Genomic DNA, 25,787 nt, shown 5'->3' with positions numbered 1-25,787 from the left:
GATGACTTCATTACCCAACAGTATCCGCCTGGCGATGGCGGCGGAAGGCGGCGCGGCCGCCGGCGATGAATTCCTGTGGCTGGAAGAGCTGCAGGGTAAAAAAGCGCTGCAATGGGTGCAGCAGGAAAATCAGCGCACCGTGGCGCGTTTCGGCCAGGGCGAAGACTTTCAGCGCATTGAGCGCGAGGTGCTGGATATCCTCAATAAAGACACCCAAATCCCGTGGGTGAGCAAGCGCGGCGAGTACTATTACAACTTCTGGCAGGATCAGGCCAATCCGCGCGGCTTGCTGCGGCGCACCACGCTGGACGAGTACCGCAAGGCCAAACCGGCCTGGGAAACGGTGCTGGATATCGACGCGTTGGGCAAGGCGGAGGGCAAGGATTGGGTCTATCAGGGCTCACAACCGCTGGCGCCGGAATACCGCTATTGCCTGATGCAGCTGTCGCCGGACGGCGGTGACGCCACCGAAATCCGCGAATTCGATCTGGTGGCCAAACGCTTCGTCAAGGACGGCTTCAACGTGCCGGTGGCGAAAAGCCGGGTTTCCTGGGTCGATCGGGACACGCTGTTCATCGCCACCGATTTCGGCCCCGGCTCGATGACCCAGTCCGGTTACGCGCGCATCGCCAAACGCTGGCGGCGCGGCACGCCGCTGAGCGCCGCCGAAACGCTGTACGAAGCGCAGCCTGAGGACATGGCGGTCTTCGCCTATCACGATCGCACGCCGGGCTTTGAGCGCGATTTCGTCGGCCGCAGCCTGGATTTCTATCGCCGCGACTACTTCTTGCTGGCTCAGGACGGCCGGCAGATCAAAATCGACATCCCGGCCGACGCCGAGCTGGATACGCACCGTGAATGGCTGCTGATTAAACCGAGCAGCGACTGGGAGGTGGGCGGCAAGCGCTATCCGTCCGGCGCGCTGCTGGCGGCCAACTTCGATGACTATCTGGCGGGCAAGCGCGAGCTGCAGCCGCTGTTTACCCCAACGGCGGAGCAGGCGCTGAGCGGCTACAGCGGCACCCGCGATCATCTGATCCTCAGCATCATGGATAACGTGGTCAACCGGCTGGAAGTGCTGACGCCGAAGGGCGGCAGCTGGCAACGTCGCCCGCTGGGCAACCCCGGCGCCATCAGCACCATTTCCGCCGGCGGCATCGACGAAGAGAGCAACGCCTATTTCTTGACCGTCAGCGGGTTCCTGCAGCCGACCTCGCTGTACATGGGCAATCTCGACGGCGGTGAGGCGACGCTGCTGAAACAGGCGCCGCAGGATTTTGACGCGTCAGGCTACCAGGTGAGCCAGCATTTTGCGCGTTCCAAGGACGGTACCCGCGTGCCGTATTTCCAGATTGCCGCCAAAGATCTCAAATCGGACGGCAGCACGCCGACGCTGCTGTATGGCTACGGCGGGTTTGAAGTGCCGCTGCTGCCGGGCTATCTCGGCGGCAAGGCGCCGGCCTGGCTGGAGCGCGGCGGGGTGTACGTGGTGGCCAACATCCGCGGCGGCGGCGAATACGGCCCGGCCTGGCACCAGGCGGCGCTCAAGCAGAATCGCCATCGCGCCTACGAGGATTTCGCCGCCGTGGCCGAAGATCTTATCGCACGCAAGGTGACCTCGGCGCCGCATCTGGGCGCGCGCGGCGGCAGCAACGGCGGCCTGTTGGTGGGCAATATGCTGACGCAGTATCCGCAGCTGTTCGGCTGCATCGTCTGCGAAGTGCCTCTGCTGGACATGCAGCGCTATACGCAGCTTTCCGCCGGCGCGTCGTGGATCGCCGAATACGGTGACCCGAGCAAGCCGGAGCAGTGGGCTTATATCAAAACCTTCTCGCCGTACCACAACATTCAGGCGAAAACGGCCTATCCGCCGGTGCTGTTCTATACCGCGACCAGCGACGATCGGGTCAACCCGGCCCACGCCCGCAAAATGGCGGCGCGCATGCAGGCGATGGGGTATCAGCAGGCTTATTTCTACGAGAATACCGAAGGCGGGCACAGCGCCGCCGCCGACAAGCAACAGGCGGCGTTCCACAGCGCATTGGTGAGCGAGTTCATGTGGGCCAACCTGAGCGGCAAACCCAAGTCAGCGTAAGCCTTTTTCTTGCAGGCATAAAAAAACACCGGGGCGTTAACTCCGGTGTTTTTATTTACGTCTCAATCTGCCGGCGATCAGCGAGCCGCGGTGGCTTCCTGCGCTTTCTGATTGGCGTCTTCGGTGGTGTCCAGCGTCATGCGATACAGCTTCGGCGCGGTCAGCATCATCAGGATAGCGATGACGGCGGTGACGATACCGATCTGCATAAACACATGGCTGTAGATGGCCAGCGAAGCGTGCGCGTCGTTGATGTCGCTCGGGACGGCGGTCAGACCGGCAACCTTACCGGCGATCAGCGCGGCGGCGGCGGTAGTCAGGAACCAGGAGCCCATGATGAAGCCCATCAGACGCTGCGGCACCAGCTGCGCCACCATCGCCAGACCCAGGCCGGAAATCATCAGCTCGCCGATGCTCTGCAGCGCGTAGCTCAGGATCAGCCAGTTGACCGACACGATGCCCTGTTCGTTGGCGAAGCTGGCGCCCCACGGCAGCACCAGGAAGGCGCAGGAACAGAGGATCATGCCGAAAGCGAACTTGTGCGGCATCGGCAGGCGATCGCCCATTTTGTTATACATCGCGGCCAGAATCGGGCTGGCGAGCATGATCCAGAACGGGTTCAACGCCTGATACTGCTCCGGCTCGAAGGCGACGCCGAAGATGCTGTGTTCCACGTTGTGGATGGCGAAGAAGTTCAGCGAGGTTGGCATCTGGCTGTACAGCACGAAGAACACCACCGCTTCCAGCATCAGCAGGAAGGCGACGATCATCTTGCGGCGAGCGGCGCCGTGCAGGGCGAAGGTTTCCTTGGCGAACACCAGAACGATGCCGGCGGAAACCAGGGCCAGCGCCCAGCGCGCGATCACCTGGTTGTGCAGCAGCCAGCTGGACACGGCGATCAACGCCACGATGCCGACCAGCACCATCAGCAGTTTCGGCAGATGCAGCGGCTTGAAGTCAGGCTTGGAACCGTTTTCCTTCACCCACTTGCGGCACATCATAAAGTTGACCAGGGTGATCAGCATGCCGACCACGCTCAGCGAGAACGCCACGCTCCAGCCGTATTTCGCCGCCAGCCACGGAGTGGCCAGCATAGAGAAGAAGGAACCGATGTTCACCGACATGTAATACATGGTGAAGGCACCGTCGAGACGCGGATCGTCTTTCTCATAGCAGGTGGACAACAGGGAGGACGGGTTGGCCTTGAACAGACCGCTGCCCACGGCGATGGTCGCCATGCCCATGTAGACCCAGAAGATGTCGTGGCCGGAGTAAGCCACCATGGCGTAACCGGCGGCCAGCACCAGCGCGCCGAGCACGATCACGCGTTTGGCGCCCAGCACTTTGTCGCCCAGCCAGCCGCCGATGGCGACGAAACCGTATACCAGGGCGCTGAAGGAAGAGAACAGGGTGATGGAGTCGGCTTCGCTCATGCCGAGCATCTTGACCAGATAAACCGCCATGATGCCCTGCAGGCCGTAGTAGCCGAAACGCTCCCACAGTTCGATCGAGAAGATCAGATAGAACGCTTTCGGTTGTTTGAACGCGTTAAGGCTAACGCTCTCCGGATGTTGGTTGTTTGCTGTTGACACTGGTACCTCTGTTTTTTCGCAGCCCGTCTTTGGAGGACGGGAAAGTACAAAAGTTGATGCGGAACGGCATCCTTTTGCGTTGTTATAGGATGGGGACGGCGGTTAATGTTCACTATCTTTGTCAACGAGGCAAGCAGTTTGTCATATTCGGTTACATTTAACGCCCACAGGATTATGCCGCGATGTTGCAAATGTTATGCAGTATTAACTTTCGGGTTTTAATGGTTTGCCGATTTTTTGTTTTGATTAAAAGCTATACGAATTTTAAACAGGGATATATTCTGCTGAATTGCTATTTTTTAGCGCATCAGTGTAGGTGAGGTTATTAATCCGTTGGAATGTTGTGTACATGGCGCGTTTTGTAAAATTATAGAAATTTGGGAAAACGGTACTGGCATTTGTGAACGCCTTGTGATCCTGAAAGCGTGACGTTCACCGCAATTTTCGACTAATTTTTCGCTTGAAAATAACACGGCACTGAGTTTTTCACTGAAAACCTCGAAATTGCCGGGGTTACTGCTGCGCGATATCACATTTCCGATAAAAAAGAGGCGCTGGCGGGGGGAGAAGTGGCGACGGGTGCGGTTTGCCGCACCCAACAGACTCAGGATTCCGGATAAACCTTTTCTTTATACTCGCACAGGTCTTCGATAATGCAGGAGCCACAGCGCGGTTTGCGCGCGATGCAGGTATAGCGGCCGTGCAGGATCAGCCAGTGGTGGCAATCGACCTTGAATTCGGCGGGCACCACCTTCAACAGCTTCTCTTCCACCTGATCGACGTTCTTGCCTGGCGCGAAGTGAGTGCGGTTGCACACCCGGAAGATGTGGGTGTCCACGGCGATGGTCGCCCAGCCGAAGGCGGTATTGAGCACCACGTTGGCGGTCTTGCGGCCGACGCCTGGCAGCGCTTCCAGCGCGGCACGATCTTCCGGCACTTCGCCGCCGTGCAGCTCCAGCAGCATGCGGCAGGTTTTGATCACGTTTTCGGCCTTGCTGTTGAACAGACCAATGGTCTTGATGTACTCCTTGACGCCATCAACCCCCAGCGCCAGCATGGCGGCGGGGGTGTTGGCGACCGGATAAAGCTTGGCGGTCGCTTTGTTGACGCTGACGTCGGTGGCCTGTGCGGACAGCAATACCGCGATCAGCAGTTCAAACGGCGTGGTGTACACCAGTTCGGTGGTCGGATGCGGGTTGTTGTCGCGCAGCCGGGTCAGAATTTCCAGTCGCTTCTGCTTGTTCATCAGGCCTTCTCAGCACGTCCTTGTTCCAGCAGCGGTTCCACCGCCACGGCGCGGGCTTTGCGCGCCTTCATTTTTTCGTCGATCAGATATTTGACCGCCAGCAGCAGCCCCAGGCCGATAAAGGCGCCCGGCGGCAACATGGCCAGCAGGAAGGGGCTGTCGAAATGCACCACTTCGATGCGCAGCGACTTGGCCCAGCCGCCCAGCAGCTGGTCGGCGCCGTCGAACAGCGTGCCGTTGCCCAACAGTTCTCGCATCGAGCCCAGCGTCACCATCACGCCGGTGGCGCCGAGGCCGATGGCCAGACCGTCCAGCGCCGAGAGGCCGACCGGTTTTCGCGCCGCCACCGCTTCGGCACGGCCGACCACGATGCAGTTGGTCACGATCAACGGAATAAAGATCCCGAGCGACTGATACAAACCGAAGGCATAGGCGTTGATCAGCATCTGCACGATGCTCACCACCGCGGCGATGATCATCACGTAGATCGGAATACGCACTTCGCTCGGCACCCAGCGGCGCACCGCGGAAATCGAGGCGTTGGTCAAGACCAAAACCAGGGTGGTGGCCAACCCCAGGCCGAGCGCGTTGGTGACGGTGGAGGTCACCGCCAGCAGCGGGCACATGCCCAGCAGCTGCACCAGGGCGGAGTTGTTCTTCCACAACCCCTGGACGATCAATTCTTTGGCTTCACTCATTCGGCGGCTCCACACGCAGGTAAGCTTTCAAGTTTAGGCGGCAGCGTTTCCATATACAACGCCGTGCGGCGCACTGCATTGACCACCGCACGCGGGGTGATGGTAGCGCCGGTGAACTGATCGAACATACCGCCGTCTTTCTTCACCGCCCAGCGCTTATCGTCCGGGCCTTCGATTTTCTTGCCGCTGAAGAAGGAAATCCAGTCGGAAATGCGCAGTTCGATTTTGTCCCCCAGCCCCGGGGTTTCGTGGTGTTCAATCACGCGGGTGCCGAGCACCGTGCCGTTGAAATCGGCGCCGACCAGCAGCTTGATGGCGCCGGAGTAGCCGTCCGGCGCGGTGGTTTCCAGCGCGGCGGCGGTCGGTTGCCCGTTTTTGCGCGCCAGGTACAAGCGGTGCGGCGCGCCGTCGCCCAGCGCCGGATCGCTGACCAGGAGGCATTCGTTCTGCATAATGTTGTCGTAGTTTTCCGGCGGCACCACCTGATCGAGCAACGCTTTTTGCTGCAGCGCCGCCTGATGGGCGATGGTGCCTTTCGTCAAGGTATAGACCACGGCGGTCAGGCCGGTGGTGACCGCCGCGAACACCGCCAGCGTGGTGCCGTGCTTTCTCATGGAATTCAGCATGGCGGCTCCTCAGCGATGGCCGTACACGCGCGGCTGCGTGTAGTGGTCGATTAACGGGACGGTGATGTTGGCGAGCAGCACCGCGAAAGCCACGCCGTCGGGGTAGCCGCCATAGACGCGGATCAGCCAGGCCAGCACGCCGATCAGTGCGCCGTAGATCAGGCGGCCCTTCGGCGTGGTGGAGGCGCTGACCGGATCGGTGGCGATAAAGAACGCGCCCAGCATGCTGGCGCCGGAGAACAGGTGAATCAGCGGCGAAGCCTGATGCGCCGGATCTATCCACCAGGCAAGGCCAGAGCAGAAGGCGATGGCGGCCAACATGCTGAAAGGGATTTGCCAATGGATCAGGCGGCGCGCCAGCATAAACAGGCCGCCGGCCAGGAAGCCGAGGTTGACCCATTGCCAGCCGATGCCGGCCAGCGCGCCGCCGAACAGCGGCTGCTGCAACACCTGTTCCACGCTGTGGCCGCTGCGCAGGCCGGTTTTGAAGCCGTCGAGCGGCGTGGCCTGGCTGATGCCGTCCACGCCCATCTGCAGTTCGTGCAGCGTCGCGCCTTGCGAGGTATGGCCGCTGAAAATGGCCAGCAGCGTGTCGTGGAGCGACAGCGCGGTGGCGCGCAGCTCATCCGGCGGCAGCCAGCTGGTCATCTGTACCGGGAAGGAGATCAGCAGCACCACGTAACCGACCATCGCCGGGTTGAACGGGTTCTGCCCGAGGCCGCCGTACAGCTGCTTGGCGATGACGATGGCGAAGAAGGTACCGATAACGATCATCCACCACGGGGCCAGCGGCGGCAGGCTGATGCCGAGCAGCAGCGCGGTCAGCAGGGCGGAGTTATCCGCCAGCCGGCTGCGCACCGGCAGCTTGCGCAGCCTGAGGATCGCGCCTTCTGCGGCCAGCGCGACGATCGCCGCCAGCGCCACCTGAATCAATACGCCGTAGCCGAAGAACCAAATCTGCGCCGCGATGCCGGGAATGCACGCCAACATCACCCACAGCATGATGCGGCTGGTGCTTTGCTGGTTGTGGGTGAACGGCGAGCTGGCGATGTGTAAGCCTTTGGCGGCTGTGGGTGATACCGGCCTGAACTTCATAGAGTAACGATACCTTCTGCGCCGCGCCTGCGGCAGTTTCGATGCGCCGAATTGCGGGCGCGGCAAAAATAATAGCCGAGCATTCTACCTGATTCGATGCGAGGGTAATACGCCTTAATGATAGGGGTATTCGGCTTTCCGCGCATCTGGCGATCGGGACGGCGCGATTTGATTTTTTTTTGGCTGGAAAATGGGCTAACGTGAGGAATTGTCAGTGGAACTTGTGCCGCCATCGACCGCAATAAATGGGTTAACCGCATGAATGAAATATCATTTTTCACCAGATTTCCGCACAAAATAACAACTTTCACATAATCCGTGTAGGTTACTATCGCGAACATTATTGAGTCAGTGAACCCATAATAATGACAAATGAAGACATTTTTTTTATTGAAGAGCTAATTGAGTGGGTGGAGATACATCTGGAGAAACGGCCAAACCTGGATGAAGTCGCGCGTATTTCGGGCTATTCCAAGTGGCATCTGCAGCGTAAATTCAAGCGTATTACCGGCATTCAACTCGCCACCTACATCCGTTCGCGTATCCTGACGCGCGCCGCGGTGGCGCTGCGCATTACTCGTCGCTCGATCATCGACATTTCCGATGAGCTGGGCTTCGACTCGCAGCAGACCTTTACCCGCATGTTCAAGCAGCGCTTCGGCACCACGCCCAATCGCTACCGTTCGATGACGCACTGGGACGTGAAAAACCTGATGCCGCGCTTTAACTTCGAAGCCAGCTACGGCGCCGGTTATTACCCGGAAGTGAAGCGGCTGACGCTGCCCGAGATGCAGTTGGTCGGTTTCACGCGCCGGCTGGATTTCGCCTCCGAACAGGAGCTGGAGTACTCTTCCTGCATGGCGATGAAGGACGAGATTTTCAACGACTTCTTCAAGGGGCTGCACGTCGACTGTCGGCGGATTTACAGCATCTACTCCCCTCATGCCGGGGAGGGCGACGAGCTCTCATCCACGCTGGTGATGGCGGTCGATCCTGAACACAAAAAGGATATTCTTTCCAACTATCAAATCGACACTTTCCATCTGCCGAGCCGCGAGTTTATCTCCATCAACCATAAGGGTTCGGCGAAAGAGTGTTTGCAGTTTTTCGGCTACCTGATGTCGCATGTAATGCCGGGGCTGAAGGATGAAGTGCGCGGCAGTATGGAAATGGAGATCATTCAAACCAAAGAGTGGAATCCGGAATCCAAACTGCGCCAGATTGATGTGGATTACACCTACCTGATCTCTATCGATTAAACGGCGCCGACGTCAGCCAGGCGCCGCTGTCATCATTTGTCTTCCGTTTCCGCCGCCAGCGATTCCCTGGCGGCTTTTTTGGCTTTGGCGCGTGCGATAGCCGCCGCGACCGCCGCCTTGCGCGGATCTTCCTCGGCGGTTACCGGCGCCGTTTCCGCCGCTGCAGGGGCGTCCGCCTGCTGCGCCGCTTTCTTGGCTTTGGCTCGGGCGATAGCCGCCGCGACCGCCGCCTTGCGCGGGTCTTCTTCGGCGGCTGCCGGCGCCGTTTCCGCCGGTGCAGGGGCATCTGCCTGCTGCGCCGCTTTCTTGGCTTTGACACGCGCCAGAGCGGCAGCAACCGCCGCCTTGCGCGGATCTTCTTCGGCGCTTGCCGGAGCCGGTTCCGCTGCGGCTGGGGTATCTGCCTGCTGCTCTGCCTTTTTGGCTTTGACGCGCGCCAGGGCGGCAGCAACGGCCGCTTTACGCGGATCGTCCTCTGTTGCCGCCGGGGCGGCGTTGTCTGCGGCCGGCGCTTCCTTGCGCGCTTTCACGCGGGCCAGCGCCGCGGCCACGGCGGCTTTGCGCGCGTCGTCGCCGGAGGCCGCCGGTGGCGCCTCTTTTTCCGCCTCGGCCGCCAACTGGGCGCGGCGTTCACGCGCCTGCGCTTTACGCGCTTCGCGGGCGGCGATCATCTCGCTGTTATCCGGCTGCTGGCCGTCGACCGGCGTGACCGCCGCTTCGGCATTTTTGCTGCGCACGCGCGCCAACGCGGCCTGCACCGCACCCTGATCGTCGTCGGTCAGTTTGACGGCGGCTTTTTTGTGCCGCTCTTCGCGCGCCAGCTTCTCGCGCTCCAGGCGGGCCAGCTTGGCTTCGTAACGCGCCTTGGCCTCGGCGGCGCGCGCCGCTTCCAGATCGATAGCCTTGATCTCGGCCTTTTCCTGACGGTAGTACTGCACCAGCGGGATGTTGCTGGGGCAGACGAACGCGCAGGCGCCGCATTCAATGCAGTCGAACAGGTTATGGTTGCGCGCCTTGTCGTGCTCCTGCCCACGGCTGAACCAGTACAGCTGCTGCGGCAGCAGCCCGGCAGGGCAAGCGTCTACGCACAGGCCGCAGCGGATGCAGGACTGCTCCGGCTCCTGCGGTGTCATTTCATCGACCGTCGGCGCCAGAATGCAGTTGCTGATCTTAACGATCGGCACGTTCAGCGCAGGCAGGGTGAAGCCCATCAGCGGGCCGCCCATGACCACCATCTGCTGCGCCTGCGGGCGGAAACCGGCGAAGTCAAGCAGGTGCTGCACCGGCGTGCCGATGCGCGCCCACAGGTTGCCCGGGCGCTCGATCGCGTCGCCGGTCAGGGTCACTACGCGCTCAATCAGCGGTTCACCGTCGACGATCGCTCGCTTGATGGCGAAGGCGGTGCCGACGTTTTGCATCAATACGCCGATGGCAGAGGAGTGCTTGCCGTGCGGCACTTCCTTGCCGGTCAGGATCTTGGTCAGCTGTTTGGCGCCGCCGGACGGGTATTTGGTGGGGATAACGCGCAGCGCAATGCCGGACTGGCCGCGCAACGCCTGCTTCAGCGCCGCGATCGCCTCCGGTTTGTTGTCTTCGATGCCGATCAGCGTGACCTTGGGTTGCAGAATATGTTGCAGGATCTGCGTGCCTTCAACGATCTGATCGGCATGTTCCTGCATCAGGCGATCGTCGGCGGTGATGTAAGGCTCGCACTCGGCGGCGTTGAGGATCAGCGTTTCCACGCCGCTCATGCCGCCCTGCAGTTTGCTGGCGGTCGGGAAACCGGCGCCGCCCAGACCGGCGATGCCGGCCTGATGAATACGTTGAATCAGATCCGCGGCGGGCGCTTGGCGGTAGTCAGCCACCGGATCGCGCTCGCACCAGCGGTCTTCGCCGTCCGCCTCGATAATCACGCACAGCTCCGTCAGCCCGGAAGGGTGCGCGGTGATGTGCGGCGTGATGGCGCTGACGGTGCCCGACGTGGGGGCGTGAACCGGCACGGTGCGGCCGCGGCCGACGGTCAGCGGCTGGCCTTTCAACACCCGATCGCCGGCATTGACGCACAGCTCGCCTTCCGGCCCCAGATGCTGCTGCAGCGGAATGATAAAGGTCTTGGGCAGGGGAGCGACACGCAGCGGCGCACCGCTGGACTGCGTTTTCATTTCCGGCGGATGGATCCCGCCGTTGAAATCCCAGATCCGGTCTTTTTTAAAGGCGGCGAACAGATTAAGCATGTTGCTCCACGTGGATCACTTGCACCGGGATCGTCTTCATGTCCCACTTCCAGTTGGCGGTGGTGGTGGCGACCGGTCTCATTTCAATACAGTCGGTAGGGCAAGGGGCGACGCACAGGTCGCAGCCGGTGCAGAGGTCGGTGATGACGGTGTGCATGGCGCGGGTGGCGCCGACGATGGCGTCCACCGGGCAGGCCTGAATGCACTTGGTGCAGCCGATGCAGTTGGCCTCGTCGATATAGGCCACTTTACGCTCCGGTTCGGCGGCGGCTTCGCTGCCCAGCGGCTGCGGCTCGACGTTGAGCAGCTCCGCCAGTTTCAACATCACCTGTTCGCCACCCGGCGCGCATTTGTTGATCATCTCGCCGTTGGCCACCGCCTCGGCGTAGGGGCGGCAACCGGGGTAGCCGCACTGGCCGCACTGGCTCTGCGGCAGGATCGCGTCGACCTGCTCGGCGACCGGATCCTCCTCCACCTCAAAACGGCGCGCGGCGTAGCCCAGCACCAGTCCGAACAGCAGCCCGAGCGCGCTTAAAGCCGCGATAGCTATCCACAACGCAGTCATTAGAATTTCACCAGCCCGGTAAAGCCCATAAAGGCCAGCGACATCAGCCCGGCGGTGATCAGCGCGATCGAGGAGCCGCGGAACGGCGCCGGCACGTCGGCGACCGCCAGACGTTCGCGAATGGCGGCAAACAGCACCATGACCAGCGAGAAACCGGCGGCGGCGCTGAAGCCGTACACGGCGGACTGCAGGAAGTTGTAGCCGAGGTTAACGTTAAGCAACGCCACGCCCAGCACCGCGCAGTTGGTGGTGATCAGCGGCAGGAAGATGCCCAGCAGGCGGTAGAGCGCCGGGCTGGTCTTGCGCACCACCATCTCGGTGAACTGCACGACGACGGCGATCACCAGAATGAAGGAGAGCGTGCGCAGGTACACCAGATCCAGCGGAACCAGAATAAAGGTGTTGATCACCCAGGCGCTGACGGAGGCCAGCGTCATGACGAAGGTGGTGGCCATTCCCATGCCGATGGCGCTTTCCAGCTTCTTGGAAACGCCGAGGAACGGGCACAGGCCAAGAAACTTCACCAGAACGAAGTTGTTCACCAGTACGGTGCCGACAAACAGGAGCAGGTATTCGGTCATTGCGATGCCTAAAAAAATAAAAGCCGCCTATTATCGGGAATCGGCGGCCGGACGACAACATATGAATCGCAGGGGTATTGCCTTTTTTGGCGAAAATTTACACAAAACACCCGATAAAACGTGCTGCAACCGCCCTTAACGTTCGGTAAAGGTGCCTTTGACCCGCTGCGAGCGCTTGATGTAAGGCACCAGCAGCGCCGCCATCAGCAGCGGCCAGCCGAGGCTGCGCACTGCCACTTCATCCGGCACCGGCGCGAAGGCGAAGGCTTTCACCGCCAGGAGCACCGTGATCAGCAGCCACAGCAAGAACAGTTTGGGAAAGCGCTGCGAGCGCTGGCAAAACAGCCACAGCAGCCACAGGGTGAAGCACCACATCAAGAGCGTGGTCAGCACCGAAAAGTACCATTGCAGGGTAAACGCCTGGGCGTTGGTCAGCAGATAGTCGCGCGATTCGGGCATGAAGATCGCCATGGCGTACAGGAGCAGCATCAGGCTGGCGCTGAGCAGGGTGACGATCAGATAGGCCATCGGGGCCAGCAACCAACCGCCGATACGAGAGTATTCAGCTTGAGACATAAAGGCTTCCTGATTGAAACGGGGATCACAGGCGGCATAGCTTAGCGGGTAATACCGGCTTCGTCATCTCAATCAACCGGATAGCTCGGCATCGCGGCGGGTGGCAGCACGTTTGGCTACTCGACGCCGTATTAAGCCCGCCTCAAATTAACATCTCATTTACTTCTTGTTCCATCCGGCCGCATGGTGTCAAATCGAAAGGTCTGTCGTGAGCCTGCAAGAGGAAATCCCATGGCTGAGAAAATTCGTGTCGGGCTGGTCGGTTACGGCTACGCCGGCAAAACCTTTCATGCGCCGCTGATCGCCGGTACGCCGGGGCTGGAGCTGGCTGCCGTCTCCAGCAGCGATGCCGGCAAAGTGCACGCCGACTGGCCGTCGATGGCGGTGGTGGGCGATGCGCAGGCGCTGTTCGCCGATCCCACCCTCGATCTGATCGTGATTCCCACTCCCAACGACACCCACTTCCCGCTGGCGCAGCAGGCGCTGGCCGCCGGCAAGCACGTGGTGGTGGATAAACCGTTTACCGTGACATTGTCACAAGCGCAGGCACTGCAACAGCAGGCGCAGCAGAGCGGTTTGCTGCTGTCGGTATTTCACAACCGCCGCTGGGACAGCGACTTCCTTACCTTGAAAGCGCTGCTGAATGAGGGCGCGCTGGGCGAGGTGGTGTATTTCGAGTCGCATTTCGATCGCTACCGGCCGCAGGTGCGCCAGCGCTGGCGTGAACAGGGCGGCGTCGGCAGCGGCATCTGGTACGATTTGGCGCCGCACTTGCTCGATCAGGCGCTGCAACTCTTCGGCAAGCCCGACCGGCTGTTCGTCGATCTGGGGGAATTGCGGCCGGGGGCGCAGGCGGTGGACTATTTCCACGCCTTGCTGAGCTATGGCGATCGCCGCGTGGTGCTGCACGCCAGCATGCTGGCGGCGGCGGAGAGCCCGCGTTACGTGGTGCACGGCACCCGCGGCAGCTATATCAAATACGGCCTCGATCCGCAGGAAGACCGGCTGAAGGCCGGCGAGCGCCTGCCGCAGGCCGACTGGGGCTATGACATGCGCGACGGCGTGGTGACGCTGTCACGTGGCGATCTGCTGGCGGAGCAGCCGCTGCTCAACATTCCCGGCAACTACCCGGCCTATTACGCCGCGGTGCGCGACGCGATCGCCGGCATCGGCGAAAACCCGGTGCCGGCCGCCGACGCCATCGCGGTGATGGCATTGATCGAACTGGGGCTGGAATCGGCCCGGCTGCAGCAGGCGCTGCCGGTGGTCTGAGCCCGTCCATTTCTCTGTGGCCCGGCGCAACGTCGGGCCTTTTTACGACTTTACGTGCAAGGAAATCCGTTTCATGTCCTGGTTGCAGCGTTTGCGCATTGATAAATTTTTGCTGGTTCTGATTTTGGTGGTGATCGTCGCCTCGCTGTTCCCTTGCGAAGGCATCTGGAAAACCTTCTTTGAACACCTGACCACCGCCGCCATCGCGCTGCTGTTCTTTATGCACGGCGCCAAGCTGTCGCGCGAGGCGATCGTCGCCGGCATGAGCCACTGGAAGCTGCATCTGCTGGTGTTCCTCAGCACCTTTGCGCTGTTCCCGCTGCTTGGGCTGGCGATGAATCTGCTGGTGCCGGGCATCATGACGCCGACGGTCTATCTCGGCTTCCTCTACCTGTGCGCGCTGCCGGCCACGGTGCAATCGGCCATCGCCTTTACCTCGGCGGCGGGCGGCAACGTGGCGGCGGCGATCTGCAGCGCCTCGGCGTCGAGCATTCTCGGTGTGTTCCTGTCGCCGCTGCTGGTGGGGGCGTTGATGCATACCCAGGGCGGCAATACCGACGTGCTGCACGCCATCGGTTCAATCATTCTGCAATTGATGGTGCCGTTCGTGGTCGGTCACCTGGCGCGGCCGCTGATCGGCAAGTGGGTCGATCGCCATCGCAAGCTGATCAACCTGACCGACCGTTCGTCGATCCTGCTGGTGGTATATACCGCGTTCAGCGCGGCGGTGGTGGAAGGGATTTGGCATCGCATCGACGGCTGGTCGCTGCTGACCATCCTGGTGATGTCGCTGGTGCTGCTGACGGTGGTGTTGGTGATCAACACCTATGCGGCGCGTTGGCTGGGCTTCAACACCGCCGATGAAATCACCATCGTCTTCTGCGGCTCGAAAAAGAGCCTGGCGAACGGCATCCCGATGGCCAACGTGCTGTTCCCGGCCGCGGCGGTAGGCGCCATGGTGCTGCCGCTGATGATTTTCCACCAGGTGCAGCTGATGGTGTGCGCGGTGCTGGCGCAGCGCTATGCGCGTAAAACCGCCAAACAACGGGCCGAGGCGGAGGCGCTGGCGGCCAAATAGAACGCAGGCCGCTAACGGCAGCCCAGCGCGTCGAGCAGAAAGTCGGCGCGCTCGTCGGGTGAGGCGCGCGGCAGCTCCTGCAGCCGATAGCACGATCGACGGTAGACGGCCAGCATCGCTCGATAGGTCTGCTCGGCTTCGGCGAAAGATTGTTTTCTCTCGCTGTCCTGCGCGTAGATCGCTCGCCATGGCGGGGCGATGAACACCGTATCGGCATAGCGAAAAGCGCCGATCGCCGCGGTTAAGGGAGCGGGGATCGGCAACCCGCACAGCGTCAGGTAACCGGCGATATCCGGCAGGCCGCGATCGAAGAACCAGCATGTTGCGCCCGTCGCTTCCCGCCATGAGCGCAGTTCCCAATCCAGCATCCGCTCGGCGAAAGCCTGGCGATCGCCCCACGGCAGCGCATTGCCGCCAATACTCACCTGCTCCTGAATAATCGCCCGGCCCGCCTCCTGCGAATGCGGGTAGCCACGGCGATGAAGAACCTCGATGAGCGTGCTTTTGCCCGAACCCGGGCCGCCGGTCAGCACGATGCGGCGTAGTTTGTCAGACATAAGAAACTCCTCTAGTGCGGCAGAGTTATGGGTGAAAACAGCGATAAAGACGAGCAGGCAGAAGAAAACGGGGGATGAGAAGAAGGCGCCGTGTGGCGCCTTGGGGGAATTTAACCTTGCACTTTGGCGCGCAGCGCCTGTTTTTCCTGCTCGCTGAGGAAGGCCAGCTTCAGGCCGTTTTCCTGCGCGGTGCGGATTTCCTCCGGCGTCAGCCCGGCCTGCGGCGCGGCGACGCGGTATTCGTGCTCGATCTCGATGCCCTGAACCGCCGGATCGTCGGTGTTGATCGATGCCAGCACGCCGTGGCGCAGGAAGGTGGCCAGCGGATGCTGCGCCAGCGAAGGCACGGTGCTGGTCTGGATGTTGGAGGTCAGGCAGGACTCGATGCCGATGCCGTGTTCCGCCAGGAAATCCATCAGCGCCGGATCTTCAACCGCTTTCACCCCGTGGCCGATACGCTCGGCGCCCAGCTCGCGGATCGCCTGCCAGATACTTTCCGGGCCGGCGGCTTCGCCCGCATGCACGGTGATGCGCAGGCCGGCGTCGCGCGCGCGGTTGAAGTGGTTGAGGAACAGGCTGCCGGGGAAGCCCAGCTCATCACCCGCCAAATCCAGCGCGGTAATGCCGTCGCGGTGCGCCAGCAACCCTTCCAATTCCTGCAGACAGGCGGCCTCGCCAAAGGTGCGGCTCATGATGCCGATCAGGCGAATGTCGATGTCGCGATCGCGGCAGCCCGAACGGATCCCGTCGATCACCGCTTCCACCACGCCGGCGACCGGCAGCTGGTGCTTCATCGCCATGTAGTAAGGGGAGAAACGCAGCTCGGCGTAGTGCAGGCCGGCGTTGGCGGCGTCTTCGACGTTTTCGTAGGCCACCCGGCGGCAGGCGTCCAGATCGCCCAGCACCGCCACGCCCCAGTCCAGTTTCTGCAGGAAGCTGACCAGATCCGGTTCGGCGTGGGTGATCTGCACGTGCGGGCGCAGGCTCTCCAAATCGTTGGCCGGCAGGGCGAGATTGAACTGGCGACCGAGGTCGAGAATGGTCTGCGCGCGGATGTTGCCGTCAAGATGGCGGTGAATGTCGGTAAGCGGTAGGCGGGGATCGATCATGCTGGGCACTCGCTAGTTTATCGTAGGTAAAGTGCAGAACAGTATAAAAACAAATGAATGAAACTTGCCATCTCGTTGCATAAAAAAGTGACTTGAATCACAAATAATGCGAGATCTATCGCATTATCGTCGTGAATCAGGCTTTCAACACGCTGACGCCCGCCTGCTGCAACGGCGCGATCAATGCGTCGTCGGTGGCGCGTTCAACGATGATGGTATGCGCCAGCGTAATATCGCCGATCGCATACTGCGAGGCGGCGTTAAGCTTGGCGGCGGAGGCCAGCACCACGGTTTCCGCCGCGCGGGCCGCCAGCGCCCGCTTGATGTAGGCCTCTTCCAGATCGCCGGTGCTCAGCCCCGCGGTGGGGTGCACGCCGGTCACGCCCATAAAATAGATATCGGCGCGAATATGCGACATCGCTTCCACCGCGGCGGCGCCAACGCTGACGATCGAATGCTTGTACAGCCGGCCGCCGATCAGGATCACCTCCACCGTGGGGTGATCGACCAGGCCCACGGCAACGCTGGGGCTGTGGGTGACGATGGTGGCGTTCAGGTTGGGCGGCAGCTGCCTGACCACCTCGGCGGAGGTGGTGCCGCCATCGATAATCACTACCTGGCCGGGGGCGATCAGCGCCGCCGCCGCTTTGGCGATCGCGCGTTTGGCGCCGGATTCCAACTGATTGCGCTCGGCGAAGCTGGCAATGGCAGAGGAAACCGGCAGGGCGCCGCCATGTACCCGTTGCAGCAACCCCTCGGCGTCCAGTTCGCGCAGATCGCGCCGGACAGTGTCTTCCGACAGCCCGAACATTTCGCTGAGCTGCTTGGCCAACACCTGGCCATCCTGGGCCAGTTTTTCCAGGATGATTTTCTTGCGCTGGCTGGTCAACATGGCCATTTTCCTCTCAAATTTGCTTTGCACGAAATATCTTGATCATACACGAAATTGCACGATAGTATCAATTTCCTTCCTCTGGCGGAGTAAACCGATGATAGCCACCAAAGACAGGGTTCGCATTGTCGAAACCCGGGTGTTGTCCGATGACTGGTACCTGCTGAAAAAAACCACCTTTGATTTTCTGCGGCGCGATGGCGTTTGGCAGCGGCAAAGTCGCGAGACCTACGATCGCGGCGACGGCGCGGTGATTTTGCTGTTCAACCGGCGGGCGCAAACGGTGATCCTGACGCGCCAGTTCCGCTTTCCGGTGTTCGTCAACGGCCATGACGGCATGTTGATTGAGGCCGCCGCCGGGCTGCTGGACAACGCGTCGCCGGAGGCGCGCATCCGCGCCGAAGCGGAAGAGGAAACCGGCTATTTCGTGCAGAACGTGGAGAAGGTGTTCGAAGCCTACATGAGCCCCGGCTCGGTCACCGAGAAGCTGCACTTTTTCGTCGGCGAATATCAGGCGGGCGACCGCGTCAACGAGGGCGGCGGGGTGGTGGCGGAGGGGGAAGATCTGGAGGTGCTCGAGCTGCCGCTGGCGCAAGCCCTGCAGGCGGTTCGCCAGGGCACGATCGTTGACGCCAAGACCATCATGCTGCTGCAGTTTGTCGCCTTGAATCGGACATTGGAGGAAGAACGATGAAAGCGCAACAAATCCTGATCGCCGGCCCCTATCGCAGCGGCACCGATGGCGATCCGCAGCGTATTGCCGCTAATCTGGCGCGCCTGGAACAGGCGGCGCTGGCGGTTTACCAGCGGGGGCACGTGCCGGTGATCGGTGAGTGGCTGGCGCTGCCTTTGGCGGCCGCGGCGGGTTCCACGCAGGTTGGCGATGCGGTGAGCGAGGCGTTTCTTTACCCGGTGGCCCATCGGCTGATTGCGCAGTGTCAGGCGGTGTATCGCATCGAAGGGGCCTCTGCGGGGGCCGATAACGACGTGCGGCTGGCCAACGAGTGGGGCCTGACGGTCTATCGCCGCCTGGAGGAGATCCCGCCTGTTCAGGGGTAACGAAGGGGCGGGCAGAGGCTCGCCCCCTCGCGCTATTGCTCGTCCAGCACCAACCTCAATCCGGCGATCAGCTTGTCCATGCCGGCCTCCAGCTTGCTGCGCGGGCAGCCGACGTTGAGGCGCAGGAACCCGCGGCCTTCCTCGCCGTAGGTAAAGCCCGGCATGATCGCCACCTTTTCGCGCTCGATCAGCACCTGCTGCAGCGCTCGATCGTCTACGGCCAGCGGCCGCAGATCGATCCAGGCCAGGTAGGTGGCCTGCGGCGGACGCCAGCCCAGCGCCGGAAACGCCTGCTCCAGCCGCTCGGCGACGTAGGTCAGATTATCCTGCAGGTAGTCGCGCAGGGCATCCAGCCAGGGTTCGCCGTGCCGATAGGCGGCCACGTGCGCGGCCACCGCCAGCACCGCCGGCGAAGAAAGGCCGTCGCGGGCTTTGAGCTGCTGGAAGTAGGCTTCGCGGCTGGCGGCGTCGCTGATGAAGCCGTAGGCGCCGGTCAGCGCCGGAATGTTGAAACTCTTGGAACCTGAGGTCAGCAGGGCCCAGGCGCCGCTCGCCACCTGGCTCCACGGCGTATGGCGGTGTTCCCCCCACACCATGTCCATATGGATCTCGTCGCTGATGACGCGCACGTCGTGGCGTTCACACAGTTCGGCCATCTGCTGCAGCTCGTCGCGGCGCCACACTTTGCCGGTGGGGTTATGCGGGCTGCACAGCAGCAGGATCTTGGTCTGCGGCCGCGCCAGCAACGCTTCGAGGTGCGCCATATCGCAGCGCCAGTCGTCGCCGGCTTTTTGCAGCGGGCAGGCCAACAGCTGGCGCTGGTTGGCGAGGATCACCTTGTAGAAAGCGTCGTAGGCCGGGGTATGGGTCACCACGTAATCGCCCGGCACCGACCACTGGCGGATCAGCTGCGCCGCCATGTAGATAACGGAAGGGCCGTACACCGCCGTCGCGGTGTCGATGGCGACGTTGAAACGTTGCTGATACCAGTGGCGCAGCGCGCCGAGAAAATCCTCGTGCTGCCAGCGGCTGTAGCCCAGCACGCCGTGCTGCAGGCGCCGCTGCAATGCGTCGAGAATGCACGGCGCGGTGGCGAAATCCATATCGGAGATGGTGAACGGCAGCAGGTCGTCGCTGCCGAAACGATCGGCGATATAGTCCCACTGGGTGCACCAGGTGCCGTGGCGGTCGATCGGGGTGGAGAAATCAAACATGGGTGGCTCCCTGCAGGGCCGCGGCAGGTTGCGCCGTGGCTATCAGTGAGTCTAATTCATCCTTCACCGATTGCACCTGCGGGCCGATCACCACCTGCAGATTATGGTCGTTGAGATGCACCACGCCGATGGCGCGGTTGGCCTTCAGCGCCGCGTCGTCCACCCGGCTCATGTCGTTGACCGACAGGCGCAGGCGGGTGATGCAGTTGTCCAGCGTGATGATGTTATTCGGGCCGCCGAGCGCCGCCAAAATCGCCGGCACGTTGTAGCCGGATTTGCCCACCGCGCCGCTCGGCGCGCTTTGGCTGACGGCGCCGTCGCTTTCGCGACCCGGCGTTTTGATGTTAAAGCGCTGGATGGCGAAGCGGAAAATGGCGTAATAGCCGACGAACCAGACGGCGGCCACCACCGGCACCAGATACCACTTGGTGGCGGTGCCGTGCAGAATGCCGAACACCACGAAGTCGATGATATTGCCGTCGGTATTGCCGATGGTCACGCCCAGCAGCGCCATCACGGTAAAGCCCAGCCCGGTGAGCAGCGCGTGGATCAGGTAGAGGAACGGCGCGACGAACAGGAACAGGAACTCGATCGGCTCGGTGGTGCCGCCGACCACGCAGGCTACCACGCCGGAAATCAACAGCCCTTTGATTTTATGACGGTTCTCCGGTTTGGCGCAGTGGTACATCGCCAGCGCCGCGCCCGGCAGGCCGCCGAGGAACGCCGGCATTTTACCCTGCGACAGGAAGCGGGTAGCGCTTTCGGCGAAGCCGGTGGTGGTTGGGCAGGAAAGCTGCGCCTGGAAGATGGTCAGGGCGCCGCTGACGCTGTGGCCGCACACTTCCATGGTGCCGCCCGCCTCGGTAAAGCGGATCAGCGCCACCAGAATGTGCTGCAGGCCGAACGGCAGCAGCAGGCGTTCGCCGGTGCCGAACAGCATCGGGCCAAAGGCGCCGGCGCTGTTGATCACCCAACCCAGCCCGGTGATGCCGGCGGCGAACCACGGCCAGATCAGCGGGATCACCAGGCCGCACAGGCCCAGCACCGCGGTGGTGACGATCGGCACGAAGCGCGTGCCGCCGAAGAACGCCAGCGCGTCCGGCAGGCGGATGGTGTGGAAGCGTTCATGCAGGCGATAGACGATGATGCCGACGATCACCGCGCCGAGGATGCCGGTATCGATCGACTGAATGCCGAGGATGTTCTGGATATTGTTGGCTTTCAGCACCAGCGGATCGCCGGTGGGCAGCACGCCGGCGGCGGTCAGGTAGAAATTGGTGCCCAGATTCAGCACGGCGAAGCCGACGAAGCCGGAGAAGGCGGCGACGCCCTTGTTCTCGCGCGCCATACCCAGCGGAATGGCGATGGCGAACATCACCGGCAGGAAGCTGAAGGCGAAGGAGCCTACCTTGCTCATCCAGGTAAAGATCAGCTGGAAGATCGGGTGGCCGATAAACGGCATCAGGGTGATCACGTCGCGGCTGCTCAGCGAGCTGCCGATCCCCAGCATGATGCCGCAGAAAGAGAGCAAGGCGACGGGCAACATGAAGGTTTTGCCCAGGCTCTGGAAGAACTCCCAGAGGGTGATTTTTGGTTTGTTGGTTGCTGACATAACCGACTTCTCCTGGCGAAAAGACGAGCAAAAAGAGGACTGCAGATTAGGTAAAAAGAAGATAAAACGTTTTACCTAGCAAAAATGCGCCGCCAATCACAAATCTGTCGCCCAGTTTTTGGCGACAATGCGGCAGGCAGTAAAACGTTTTACTGAGATAACGGATTCGGTATACCCTTGATCATTACGGCGCGGGTTGCCCAGGAACGGGTTCGCAGAGACTATGAGCATCAAAAAGATCACCATCACCGATGTGGCGCAACAGGCGGGTGTGTCGGTCACCACGGTTTCCCTGGTGTTGAGCGGCAAGGGGCGCATTTCGCCGACCACCGTCGAGAAGGTCAATCAGGCGATAGAGCAGCTGGGCTACGTGCGCAATCGCCAGGCGGCGACGCTGCGCGGCGGGAAGTCCGGGGTGATCGGCCTTATTCTGCGCGACATCTGCGAACCCTTCTATGCCGAAATGACCGCCGGGCTGAGCGAAGCGCTGGAGGCGCACGACAAGCTGCTGTTTTTGACGCAGAGCGGGCGCGACGGCCAGGGCTTGCAGCGGGCGTTTGACGCGCTGCTGGCGCAGGGCGTCGACGGCATCGTGCTGGCGGGCGGCATTCGCGCGGCGGCGGGCCTGAAGGAGAAGGCGGCCGAGCAGGGCGTGCCGCTGGTCTGCGTGGCGCGCTCCAGCGGCCTCGATGGCGTGGACGTGGTGCGGCCGGACAACATGCAGGCCGCCAAGCTGGCCACCGAATTTCTGATCTCGCGGGGCCACAGCCAAATCGCCTACCTCGGCGGGCAGAGCGACTCGTTGACGCGCGCCGAGCGGCTGGGCGGCTTTTGCGCCACGCTGGTGCAGTACGGCCTGCCGTTTCGCAGCGAATGGATCGTCGAGTGCGATTGCCGGCAGCGCCAGGCGGCGGAAGCGGCGGAGCAACTGCTGCGCCACTACCCGAACATTACCGCCATCGTCTGCCACAAGGCGTCGGTGGCGCTCGGCGCCTATTTTGGCCTGGCGCGCAGCGGCCGCAGCATCGGTTCGGACGGGGTCGACGCCTACTACGGGCGGCAGGTGGCGCTGATCGGCTTTGGCGACGTGCCGGAGGCCGAACTGACCGAGCCGCCGCTGACCTTCGTCTCCAGTTCGGCGCGGGAAGTGGGGCGCAGCGCCGCCGCGCGCCTGCTGCAGCGCATCGGTGACGCCGAGCTGCCGGCACAGAACGTCATTCTGCCGCCGACGCTGATCCGGCGCGGCTCCGCCTAGCCCTGCTGCTGTTCCTCCTCCGCCTCACGGCGGATCCAGCCGATAAAGGTTTTCATCGCCGGCGTCAGATCTCGCGATTTCAAATGGGTCAGCCAATAGGCGCCGAGCGCGGCCTCGGCGGCGAACGGCCGCTGCAGCGCGCCGGCGGCCAGTTCGCGGCGGAACATGCTGACCGGCGCCAGCGCCACGCCATCGCACTGGATCGCGCCTTCCACCATCAGCCTTGACGAGTCGAACACCGGGCCGTTGATCCGCCACGGCGTCACCTGTGCCGCCGCGAACCAGTGCTCCCACTCGTCCTTGCGGTAGGTGCGCATCAGCTGCTCGTGCTGCAGATCCTGCGGCGTGCGCAGGCGCGCGGCGACCGCCGGCGGGCAGAGCACCGTCAGCGGCGCGTCGAACAGCTTGATATTGCAGGTGGCGGGCCAGAGGCCTTCGCCGAAGCGGATGGCGAAATCCATGCCGTCGGCCGACAGATTGACCAGGTTGTTGTGGGTCAGCACCCGTAGATCGATAAACGGGTGCGCCGTGCGGAATGCCGCCAGCCGCGGCATCAGCCAGCCGACGGCGAAGGTGCCGACCACCGCCACCGTCAGCACCTCGTGGAAATGCCTGCCTTCGAACTGCTGCAGCACCGCCTCGATGCGGTCGAAGGCGTCGCTCAATATCGGCAGCAGCGCCTGGCCCTCTTCGGTCAGATCCAGCCCGCGCGGCAGGCGGCGGAACAGCTGAATGCCCAGCTGTTCTTCCAGCATGCGCACCTGCTGGCTGACGGCGGCCTGGGTGACGCGCAGCTCCAGACCGGCGCGGGTGAAGTTCAGGTGGCGAGCGGAGGATTCGAACGCCCGCAGGGCGTTGAGGGGAAGTCGATTGCGCATTGTCGATAGCCATAAGTTTTTCTTTATGCTGGCTGAAATTATTATCGCTTGTCAACCCGGCGGCAAAATCCGATATTTGGCGCGGCTGCTGTGAGCGTCGCCGCAGCCGTAAAGGAATGACATCATCAATCAGGGAAAGCGCCGTGCATAACGCCAATAAAAACTTTTGGCCGCGGCTGATACCCTGCAACCTAAGAGCTTCTATCATGACGAAAATGAACCGCCTGGCGGCCGCGCTGATCGCCGCACTGATCTTGCCGACCGCGCAGGCCGCGCAGCAGCAGGATATCGACGCCGTTATTCAGCCGCTGATGAAAAAATATGGCGTACCGGGCATGGCGATCGCCGTGTCGGTCGACGGCAAACAGCAGATTTACCCGTATGGCGTCGCCTCGAAGCAGACCGGCAAACCGATCACCGAGCAGACGCTGTTCGAAGTGGGCTCGCTGAGCAAAACCTTTACCGCGACGCTGGCGGTCTATGCGCAGCAGCAGGGCAAGCTGTCGTTCAACGATCCGGCCAGCCGCTATCTGCCCGAGCTGCGCGGCAGCGCCTTCGACGGCGTCAGCCTGCTGAATCTGGCGACGCATACCTCCGGCCTGCCGCTGTTCGTGCCGGACGACGTCACCAACGACGCCCAACTGATGGCCTACTACCGGGCCTGGCAGCCGAAACACCCGGCGGGCAGCTACCGCGTCTATTCCAACCTCGGCATCGGCATGCTGGGCATGATCGCCGCCAAGAGCCTCGACCAGCCGTTTATCCAGGCGATGGAACAGGGGATGCTGCCGGCGCTGGGCATGAGCCACACCTACGTTCAGGTGCCGGCGGCGCAGATGGCTAACTATGCGCAGGGTTACAGCAAGGACGATAAGCCGGTGCGGGTCAACCCCGGCCCGCTGGATGCCGAGTCTTACGGCATCAAGTCCAACGCTCGCGATCTGATTCGCTATCTGGACGCCAACCTGCAGCAGGTGAAGGTGGCGCAGCCATGGCGCGACGCGCTGGCCGCGACGCACGTCGGGTATTACAAGGCGGGCGCGTTCACGCAGGATCTGATGTGGGAGAACTACCCGTATCCAGTGAAACTGTCGCGTTTGATTGAAGGCAACAACGCCGGGATGATCATGAACGGCACGCCGGCCACCGCCATCACGCCGCCGCAGCCGGAATTGCGCGCCGGCTGGTATAACAAAACCGGCTCCACCGGCGGCTTCTCCACCTACGCGGTATTTATCCCGGCGAAAAATATCGCCGTGGTGATGCTGGCCAACAAGTGGTTCCCGAACGACGATCGCGTCGAGGCGGCTTACCACATCGTCCAGGCGCTGGAGAAGCGCTGACGGCCAGGGGCGCCGACGAGGTGCCCCTACCAGCGATGCTGCCGTTCACGTTGCTCGCGCATGAAATCGATAAAGGCGCGCAGCTTGAGCGGCAGATGCCGGCCGGCGGGAAAGTAGATGAAAAACCCCGACGCTTCGCTGGCGTAATCCGGCAGCACTTCCACCAGTTGCCCCTGCGCCAGCTCCTGCAACACCGTGCCCTGAAAACGCTGTGCGATACCCAGGCTCGCCAACGCCGCATCCTTGATCAGCCGATCTTCGTTAAAAATCAAACTGCCGCTGACGTCCAGCGCGCGTTCATCGTCGCCCAGGCTGAAATACCAGGGTTCCAGTTTGCCGCTGCCGGGGAAGCGGTAGCGCAGGCAGTGGTGAACGGGCAGATCGTCCGGCGTGGCCGGTACGCCGCAGCGCGCCAGATAGTCGGGCGAGGCGACCAGCACCCGGCGCTGGCCGTTGTCGATCGGCACGGCGATCATGTCCTTTTGCAGCATGGCATGCATGCGAATGCCGGCATCGAAACTGCCCAGCACCAGATCGGAAAAGCGGTCTTCGGTAAACAGCTCCAGCTGCACCTCGGGATAGCGCCGCTGAAACGCCGCCAGATGCGGCATTACCAGCAGCGAAGCGGCCAGCTGCGGCAGCGTAATGCGCAGCAGGCCCGCCGGCTGCGCGCCCAGAGCGCGCACGTCGTCCGCTGCCACGTCGATCTGGCTCATCGCCGGCGATACCTTCTGATAGAACAACCGGCCCTCGTCGCTGAGGCGCACCGAGCGGCTGGTGCGGTGAAATAACCGCACTCCCAGCTGATTCTCCAGCGCCTGAATGTTTTGCGACACCGCCGGCGGCGTGACGCCGAGTTGGCTGGCCGCGCGGGTAAAGTTGCCCAGGCGCGCGACGGCTTCGAAATAGGGCAACAGCTGCAGGAGTGAACTCATCTATCAATAACCTGTG

General features: G+C 62.2%; 25 protein-coding genes. 8 read left to right on the top strand and 17 right to left on the bottom strand.

What is annotated here, in order from left to right; translation table 11 throughout:
* The first annotated feature begins 1 nt into the window (after position 1).
* Entirely contained in the window at positions 2-2,095 is a 2,094-nt protein-coding gene (locus ACF8MC_RS04695) for a prolyl oligopeptidase family protein (RefSeq protein ID WP_047567694.1), read from the top strand.
* 77 nt (positions 2,096-2,172) lie between these two features.
* Here ACF8MC_RS04695 and dtpA read toward each other — a convergent pair whose 3' ends face one another.
* The 6 genes from dtpA to ACF8MC_RS04665 form a co-directional block, all read right to left on the bottom strand.
* On the bottom strand, positions 2,173-3,687 hold the full coding sequence (gene dtpA / locus ACF8MC_RS04690; protein WP_060430115.1) for a dipeptide/tripeptide permease DtpA: 1,515 nt from the start codon (positions 3,685-3,687) through the stop codon (positions 2,173-2,175).
* 604 nt (positions 3,688-4,291) lie between these two features.
* A complete protein-coding gene (gene nth, locus ACF8MC_RS04685; protein ID WP_019455952.1) occupies positions 4,292-4,933 on the bottom strand; it encodes an endonuclease III in 642 nt (213 codons plus the stop codon).
* Entirely contained in the window at positions 4,933-5,631 is a 699-nt protein-coding gene (locus ACF8MC_RS04680) for an electron transport complex subunit E (protein ID WP_033638408.1), read from the bottom strand. The genes nth and ACF8MC_RS04680 overlap by 1 nt, the downstream gene beginning before the upstream one ends.
* Positions 5,628-6,257 (bottom strand): electron transport complex subunit RsxG, encoded by a 630-nt coding sequence (gene rsxG, locus ACF8MC_RS04675; protein WP_033654762.1) that lies wholly within the window; start codon positions 6,255-6,257, stop codon positions 5,628-5,630. Before rsxG ends, ACF8MC_RS04680 begins: the two co-directional genes overlap by 4 nt.
* A gap of 9 nt (positions 6,258-6,266) precedes the next feature.
* Positions 6,267-7,352 carry an electron transport complex subunit RsxD gene (rsxD, locus tag ACF8MC_RS04670; protein ID WP_033648202.1) on the bottom strand — a complete coding sequence of 362 codons (1,086 nt, stop codon included), beginning with the start codon at positions 7,350-7,352 and terminating at the stop codon, positions 6,267-6,269.
* Entirely contained in the window at positions 7,349-7,693 is a 345-nt protein-coding gene (locus ACF8MC_RS04665; RefSeq protein WP_154640954.1) for a hypothetical protein, read from the bottom strand. Before ACF8MC_RS04665 ends, rsxD begins: the two co-directional genes overlap by 4 nt.
* A 24-nt stretch (positions 7,694-7,717) precedes the next feature.
* Between ACF8MC_RS04665 and ACF8MC_RS04660 the strand changes: the two genes are divergently transcribed.
* Complete coding sequence (locus tag ACF8MC_RS04660; RefSeq protein WP_033654761.1) at positions 7,718-8,611, top strand: helix-turn-helix domain-containing protein; 894 nt, start codon at positions 7,718-7,720, stop codon at positions 8,609-8,611.
* Between the two features lie 32 nt (positions 8,612-8,643).
* Here the strand turns inward: ACF8MC_RS04660 and rsxC are convergent, their stop codons facing one another.
* The 4 genes from rsxC to ACF8MC_RS04640 form a co-directional block, all read right to left on the bottom strand.
* A complete protein-coding gene (gene rsxC, locus ACF8MC_RS04655) occupies positions 8,644-10,845 on the bottom strand; it encodes an electron transport complex subunit RsxC (RefSeq protein ID WP_342175749.1) in 2,202 nt (733 codons plus the stop codon).
* Positions 10,838-11,410: an electron transport complex subunit RsxB gene (gene rsxB, locus ACF8MC_RS04650; RefSeq protein WP_004938428.1), complete on the bottom strand. Its 573-nt coding sequence runs from the start codon at positions 11,408-11,410 to the stop codon at positions 10,838-10,840. The genes rsxC and rsxB overlap by 8 nt, the downstream gene beginning before the upstream one ends.
* The gene (gene rsxA, locus ACF8MC_RS04645) at positions 11,410-11,991 is read right to left on the bottom strand and encodes an electron transport complex subunit RsxA (protein ID WP_004938443.1); all 582 of its coding nucleotides are present in this window, start codon (positions 11,989-11,991) and stop codon (positions 11,410-11,412) included. Before rsxA ends, rsxB begins: the two co-directional genes overlap by 1 nt.
* Before the next feature lie 135 nt (positions 11,992-12,126).
* The gene (locus ACF8MC_RS04640; protein ID WP_019455945.1) at positions 12,127-12,567 is read right to left on the bottom strand and encodes a DUF2569 domain-containing protein; all 441 of its coding nucleotides are present in this window, start codon (positions 12,565-12,567) and stop codon (positions 12,127-12,129) included.
* A gap of 231 nt (positions 12,568-12,798) precedes the next feature.
* Between ACF8MC_RS04640 and ACF8MC_RS04635 the strand changes: the two genes are divergently transcribed.
* Both ACF8MC_RS04635 and ACF8MC_RS04630 read left to right on the top strand, forming a co-directional pair.
* Positions 12,799-13,839: an oxidoreductase gene (locus ACF8MC_RS04635; RefSeq protein ID WP_049212107.1), complete on the top strand. Its 1,041-nt coding sequence runs from the start codon at positions 12,799-12,801 to the stop codon at positions 13,837-13,839.
* 73 nt (positions 13,840-13,912) lie between these two features.
* Positions 13,913-14,917 carry a bile acid:sodium symporter family protein gene (locus tag ACF8MC_RS04630; RefSeq protein WP_033648207.1) on the top strand — a complete coding sequence of 335 codons (1,005 nt, stop codon included), beginning with the start codon at positions 13,913-13,915 and terminating at the stop codon, positions 14,915-14,917.
* Between the two features lie 11 nt (positions 14,918-14,928).
* On the opposite strand, the gene ACF8MC_RS04625 is transcribed toward ACF8MC_RS04630, so the two are convergent.
* The 3 genes from ACF8MC_RS04625 to ACF8MC_RS04615 all read right to left on the bottom strand — a co-directional run bounded on the left by ACF8MC_RS04625 (position 14,929) and on the right by ACF8MC_RS04615 (position 17,475).
* Positions 14,929-15,474, bottom strand: coding sequence for an AAA family ATPase (locus ACF8MC_RS04625; RefSeq protein ID WP_049196850.1), 546 nt, complete (start codon positions 15,472-15,474; stop codon positions 14,929-14,931).
* Between the two features lie 110 nt (positions 15,475-15,584).
* Complete coding sequence (gene add / locus ACF8MC_RS04620) at positions 15,585-16,583, bottom strand: adenosine deaminase (protein ID WP_019455941.1); 999 nt, start codon at positions 16,581-16,583, stop codon at positions 15,585-15,587.
* A gap of 136 nt (positions 16,584-16,719) precedes the next feature.
* Positions 16,720-17,475 (bottom strand): DeoR/GlpR family DNA-binding transcription regulator, encoded by a 756-nt coding sequence (locus ACF8MC_RS04615; RefSeq protein WP_049196848.1) that lies wholly within the window; start codon positions 17,473-17,475, stop codon positions 16,720-16,722.
* Between the two features lie 97 nt (positions 17,476-17,572).
* On the opposite strand from ACF8MC_RS04615, the gene ACF8MC_RS04610 reads away from it, so the two are divergent.
* Both ACF8MC_RS04610 and ACF8MC_RS04605 read left to right on the top strand, forming a co-directional pair.
* A complete protein-coding gene (locus ACF8MC_RS04610; protein WP_049196846.1) occupies positions 17,573-18,169 on the top strand; it encodes an NUDIX domain-containing protein in 597 nt (198 codons plus the stop codon).
* A complete protein-coding gene (locus tag ACF8MC_RS04605; protein WP_033638420.1) occupies positions 18,166-18,534 on the top strand; it encodes a hypothetical protein in 369 nt (122 codons plus the stop codon). The genes ACF8MC_RS04610 and ACF8MC_RS04605 overlap by 4 nt, the downstream gene beginning before the upstream one ends.
* A gap of 32 nt (positions 18,535-18,566) precedes the next feature.
* Here ACF8MC_RS04605 and ACF8MC_RS04600 read toward each other — a convergent pair whose 3' ends face one another.
* Positions 18,567-19,748, bottom strand: coding sequence for a MalY/PatB family protein (locus tag ACF8MC_RS04600; RefSeq protein ID WP_049212105.1), 1,182 nt, complete (start codon positions 19,746-19,748; stop codon positions 18,567-18,569).
* Positions 19,741-21,360 (bottom strand): maltose/glucose-specific PTS transporter subunit IIBC, encoded by a 1,620-nt coding sequence (gene malX, locus ACF8MC_RS04595; protein WP_049212102.1) that lies wholly within the window; start codon positions 21,358-21,360, stop codon positions 19,741-19,743. The genes ACF8MC_RS04600 and malX overlap by 8 nt, the downstream gene beginning before the upstream one ends.
* 223 nt (positions 21,361-21,583) lie before the next feature.
* Between malX and ACF8MC_RS04590 the strand changes: the two genes are divergently transcribed.
* Positions 21,584-22,615, top strand: coding sequence for a Mal regulon transcriptional regulator MalI (locus ACF8MC_RS04590; protein ID WP_164105120.1), 1,032 nt, complete (start codon positions 21,584-21,586; stop codon positions 22,613-22,615).
* Here the strand turns inward: ACF8MC_RS04590 and ACF8MC_RS04585 are convergent.
* Positions 22,612-23,493: a LysR family transcriptional regulator gene (locus ACF8MC_RS04585; protein WP_164105121.1), complete on the bottom strand. Its 882-nt coding sequence runs from the start codon at positions 23,491-23,493 to the stop codon at positions 22,612-22,614. The two genes, ACF8MC_RS04590 and ACF8MC_RS04585, sit on opposite strands and share 4 nt — an antisense overlap.
* Before the next feature lie 206 nt (positions 23,494-23,699).
* Here ACF8MC_RS04585 and blaSRT point away from each other — a divergent pair, with 206 nt between their 5' ends.
* On the top strand, positions 23,700-24,836 hold the full coding sequence (gene blaSRT / locus ACF8MC_RS04580) for an SRT/SST family class C beta-lactamase (RefSeq protein ID WP_033648215.1): 1,137 nt from the start codon (positions 23,700-23,702) through the stop codon (positions 24,834-24,836).
* Between the two features lie 26 nt (positions 24,837-24,862).
* Here blaSRT and ACF8MC_RS04575 read toward each other — a convergent pair whose 3' ends face one another.
* Positions 24,863-25,771 (bottom strand): LysR family transcriptional regulator, encoded by a 909-nt coding sequence (locus ACF8MC_RS04575; protein WP_164105122.1) that lies wholly within the window; start codon positions 25,769-25,771, stop codon positions 24,863-24,865.
* Positions 25,772-25,787: the final 16 nt, after the last annotated feature.

The organism is Serratia sp. LACPHL-BACT-2024-00286, from assembly GCF_043109535.1.
In the GTDB taxonomy this organism is placed as follows: Bacteria; Pseudomonadota; Gammaproteobacteria; order Enterobacterales; family Enterobacteriaceae; genus Serratia; species Serratia sarumanii.
The sequence above is the reverse complement of the archived record's forward strand: the minus strand, read 5'-3'. Positions and strand labels throughout refer to the sequence as shown.

What these genes read in the sequence shown, in the direction of transcription:
- ACF8MC_RS04695 (WP_047567694.1), top strand. Translation starts at nt 2, where the DNA reads ATGACTTCATTACCCAACAGTATCCGCCTGGCGATGGCGGCGGAAGGC.
- nth (WP_019455952.1), bottom strand. Translation starts at nt 4,933, where the DNA reads ATGAACAAGCAGAAGCGACTGGAAATTCTGACCCGGCTGCGCGACAAC.
- ACF8MC_RS04680 (WP_033638408.1), bottom strand. Translation starts at nt 5,631, where the DNA reads ATGAGTGAAGCCAAAGAATTGATCGTCCAGGGGTTGTGGAAGAACAAC.
- rsxG (WP_033654762.1), bottom strand. Translation starts at nt 6,257, where the DNA reads ATGCTGAATTCCATGAGAAAGCACGGCACCACGCTGGCGGTGTTCGCG.
- rsxD (WP_033648202.1), bottom strand. Translation starts at nt 7,352, where the DNA reads ATGAAGTTCAGGCCGGTATCACCCACAGCCGCCAAAGGCTTACACATC.
- ACF8MC_RS04665 (WP_154640954.1), bottom strand. Translation starts at nt 7,693, where the DNA reads ATGTTCGCGATAGTAACCTACACGGATTATGTGAAAGTTGTTATTTTG.
- ACF8MC_RS04660 (WP_033654761.1), top strand. Translation starts at nt 7,718, where the DNA reads ATGACAAATGAAGACATTTTTTTTATTGAAGAGCTAATTGAGTGGGTG.
- rsxC (WP_342175749.1), bottom strand. Translation starts at nt 10,845, where the DNA reads ATGCTTAATCTGTTCGCCGCCTTTAAAAAAGACCGGATCTGGGATTTC.
- rsxB (WP_004938428.1), bottom strand. Translation starts at nt 11,410, where the DNA reads ATGACTGCGTTGTGGATAGCTATCGCGGCTTTAAGCGCGCTCGGGCTG.
- rsxA (WP_004938443.1), bottom strand. Translation starts at nt 11,991, where the DNA reads ATGACCGAATACCTGCTCCTGTTTGTCGGCACCGTACTGGTGAACAAC.
- ACF8MC_RS04640 (WP_019455945.1), bottom strand. Translation starts at nt 12,567, where the DNA reads ATGTCTCAAGCTGAATACTCTCGTATCGGCGGTTGGTTGCTGGCCCCG.
- ACF8MC_RS04635 (WP_049212107.1), top strand. Translation starts at nt 12,799, where the DNA reads ATGGCTGAGAAAATTCGTGTCGGGCTGGTCGGTTACGGCTACGCCGGC.
- ACF8MC_RS04630 (WP_033648207.1), top strand. Translation starts at nt 13,913, where the DNA reads ATGTCCTGGTTGCAGCGTTTGCGCATTGATAAATTTTTGCTGGTTCTG.
- ACF8MC_RS04625 (WP_049196850.1), bottom strand. Translation starts at nt 15,474, where the DNA reads ATGTCTGACAAACTACGCCGCATCGTGCTGACCGGCGGCCCGGGTTCG.
- add (WP_019455941.1), bottom strand. Translation starts at nt 16,583, where the DNA reads ATGATCGATCCCCGCCTACCGCTTACCGACATTCACCGCCATCTTGAC.
- ACF8MC_RS04615 (WP_049196848.1), bottom strand. Translation starts at nt 17,475, where the DNA reads ATGTTGACCAGCCAGCGCAAGAAAATCATCCTGGAAAAACTGGCCCAG.
- ACF8MC_RS04610 (WP_049196846.1), top strand. Translation starts at nt 17,573, where the DNA reads ATGATAGCCACCAAAGACAGGGTTCGCATTGTCGAAACCCGGGTGTTG.
- ACF8MC_RS04605 (WP_033638420.1), top strand. Translation starts at nt 18,166, where the DNA reads ATGAAAGCGCAACAAATCCTGATCGCCGGCCCCTATCGCAGCGGCACC.
- ACF8MC_RS04600 (WP_049212105.1), bottom strand. Translation starts at nt 19,748, where the DNA reads ATGTTTGATTTCTCCACCCCGATCGACCGCCACGGCACCTGGTGCACC.
- malX (WP_049212102.1), bottom strand. Translation starts at nt 21,360, where the DNA reads ATGTCAGCAACCAACAAACCAAAAATCACCCTCTGGGAGTTCTTCCAG.
- ACF8MC_RS04590 (WP_164105120.1), top strand. Translation starts at nt 21,584, where the DNA reads ATGAGCATCAAAAAGATCACCATCACCGATGTGGCGCAACAGGCGGGT.
- ACF8MC_RS04585 (WP_164105121.1), bottom strand. Translation starts at nt 23,493, where the DNA reads ATGCGCAATCGACTTCCCCTCAACGCCCTGCGGGCGTTCGAATCCTCC.
- blaSRT (WP_033648215.1), top strand. Translation starts at nt 23,700, where the DNA reads ATGACGAAAATGAACCGCCTGGCGGCCGCGCTGATCGCCGCACTGATC.
- ACF8MC_RS04575 (WP_164105122.1), bottom strand. Translation starts at nt 25,771, where the DNA reads ATGAGTTCACTCCTGCAGCTGTTGCCCTATTTCGAAGCCGTCGCGCGC.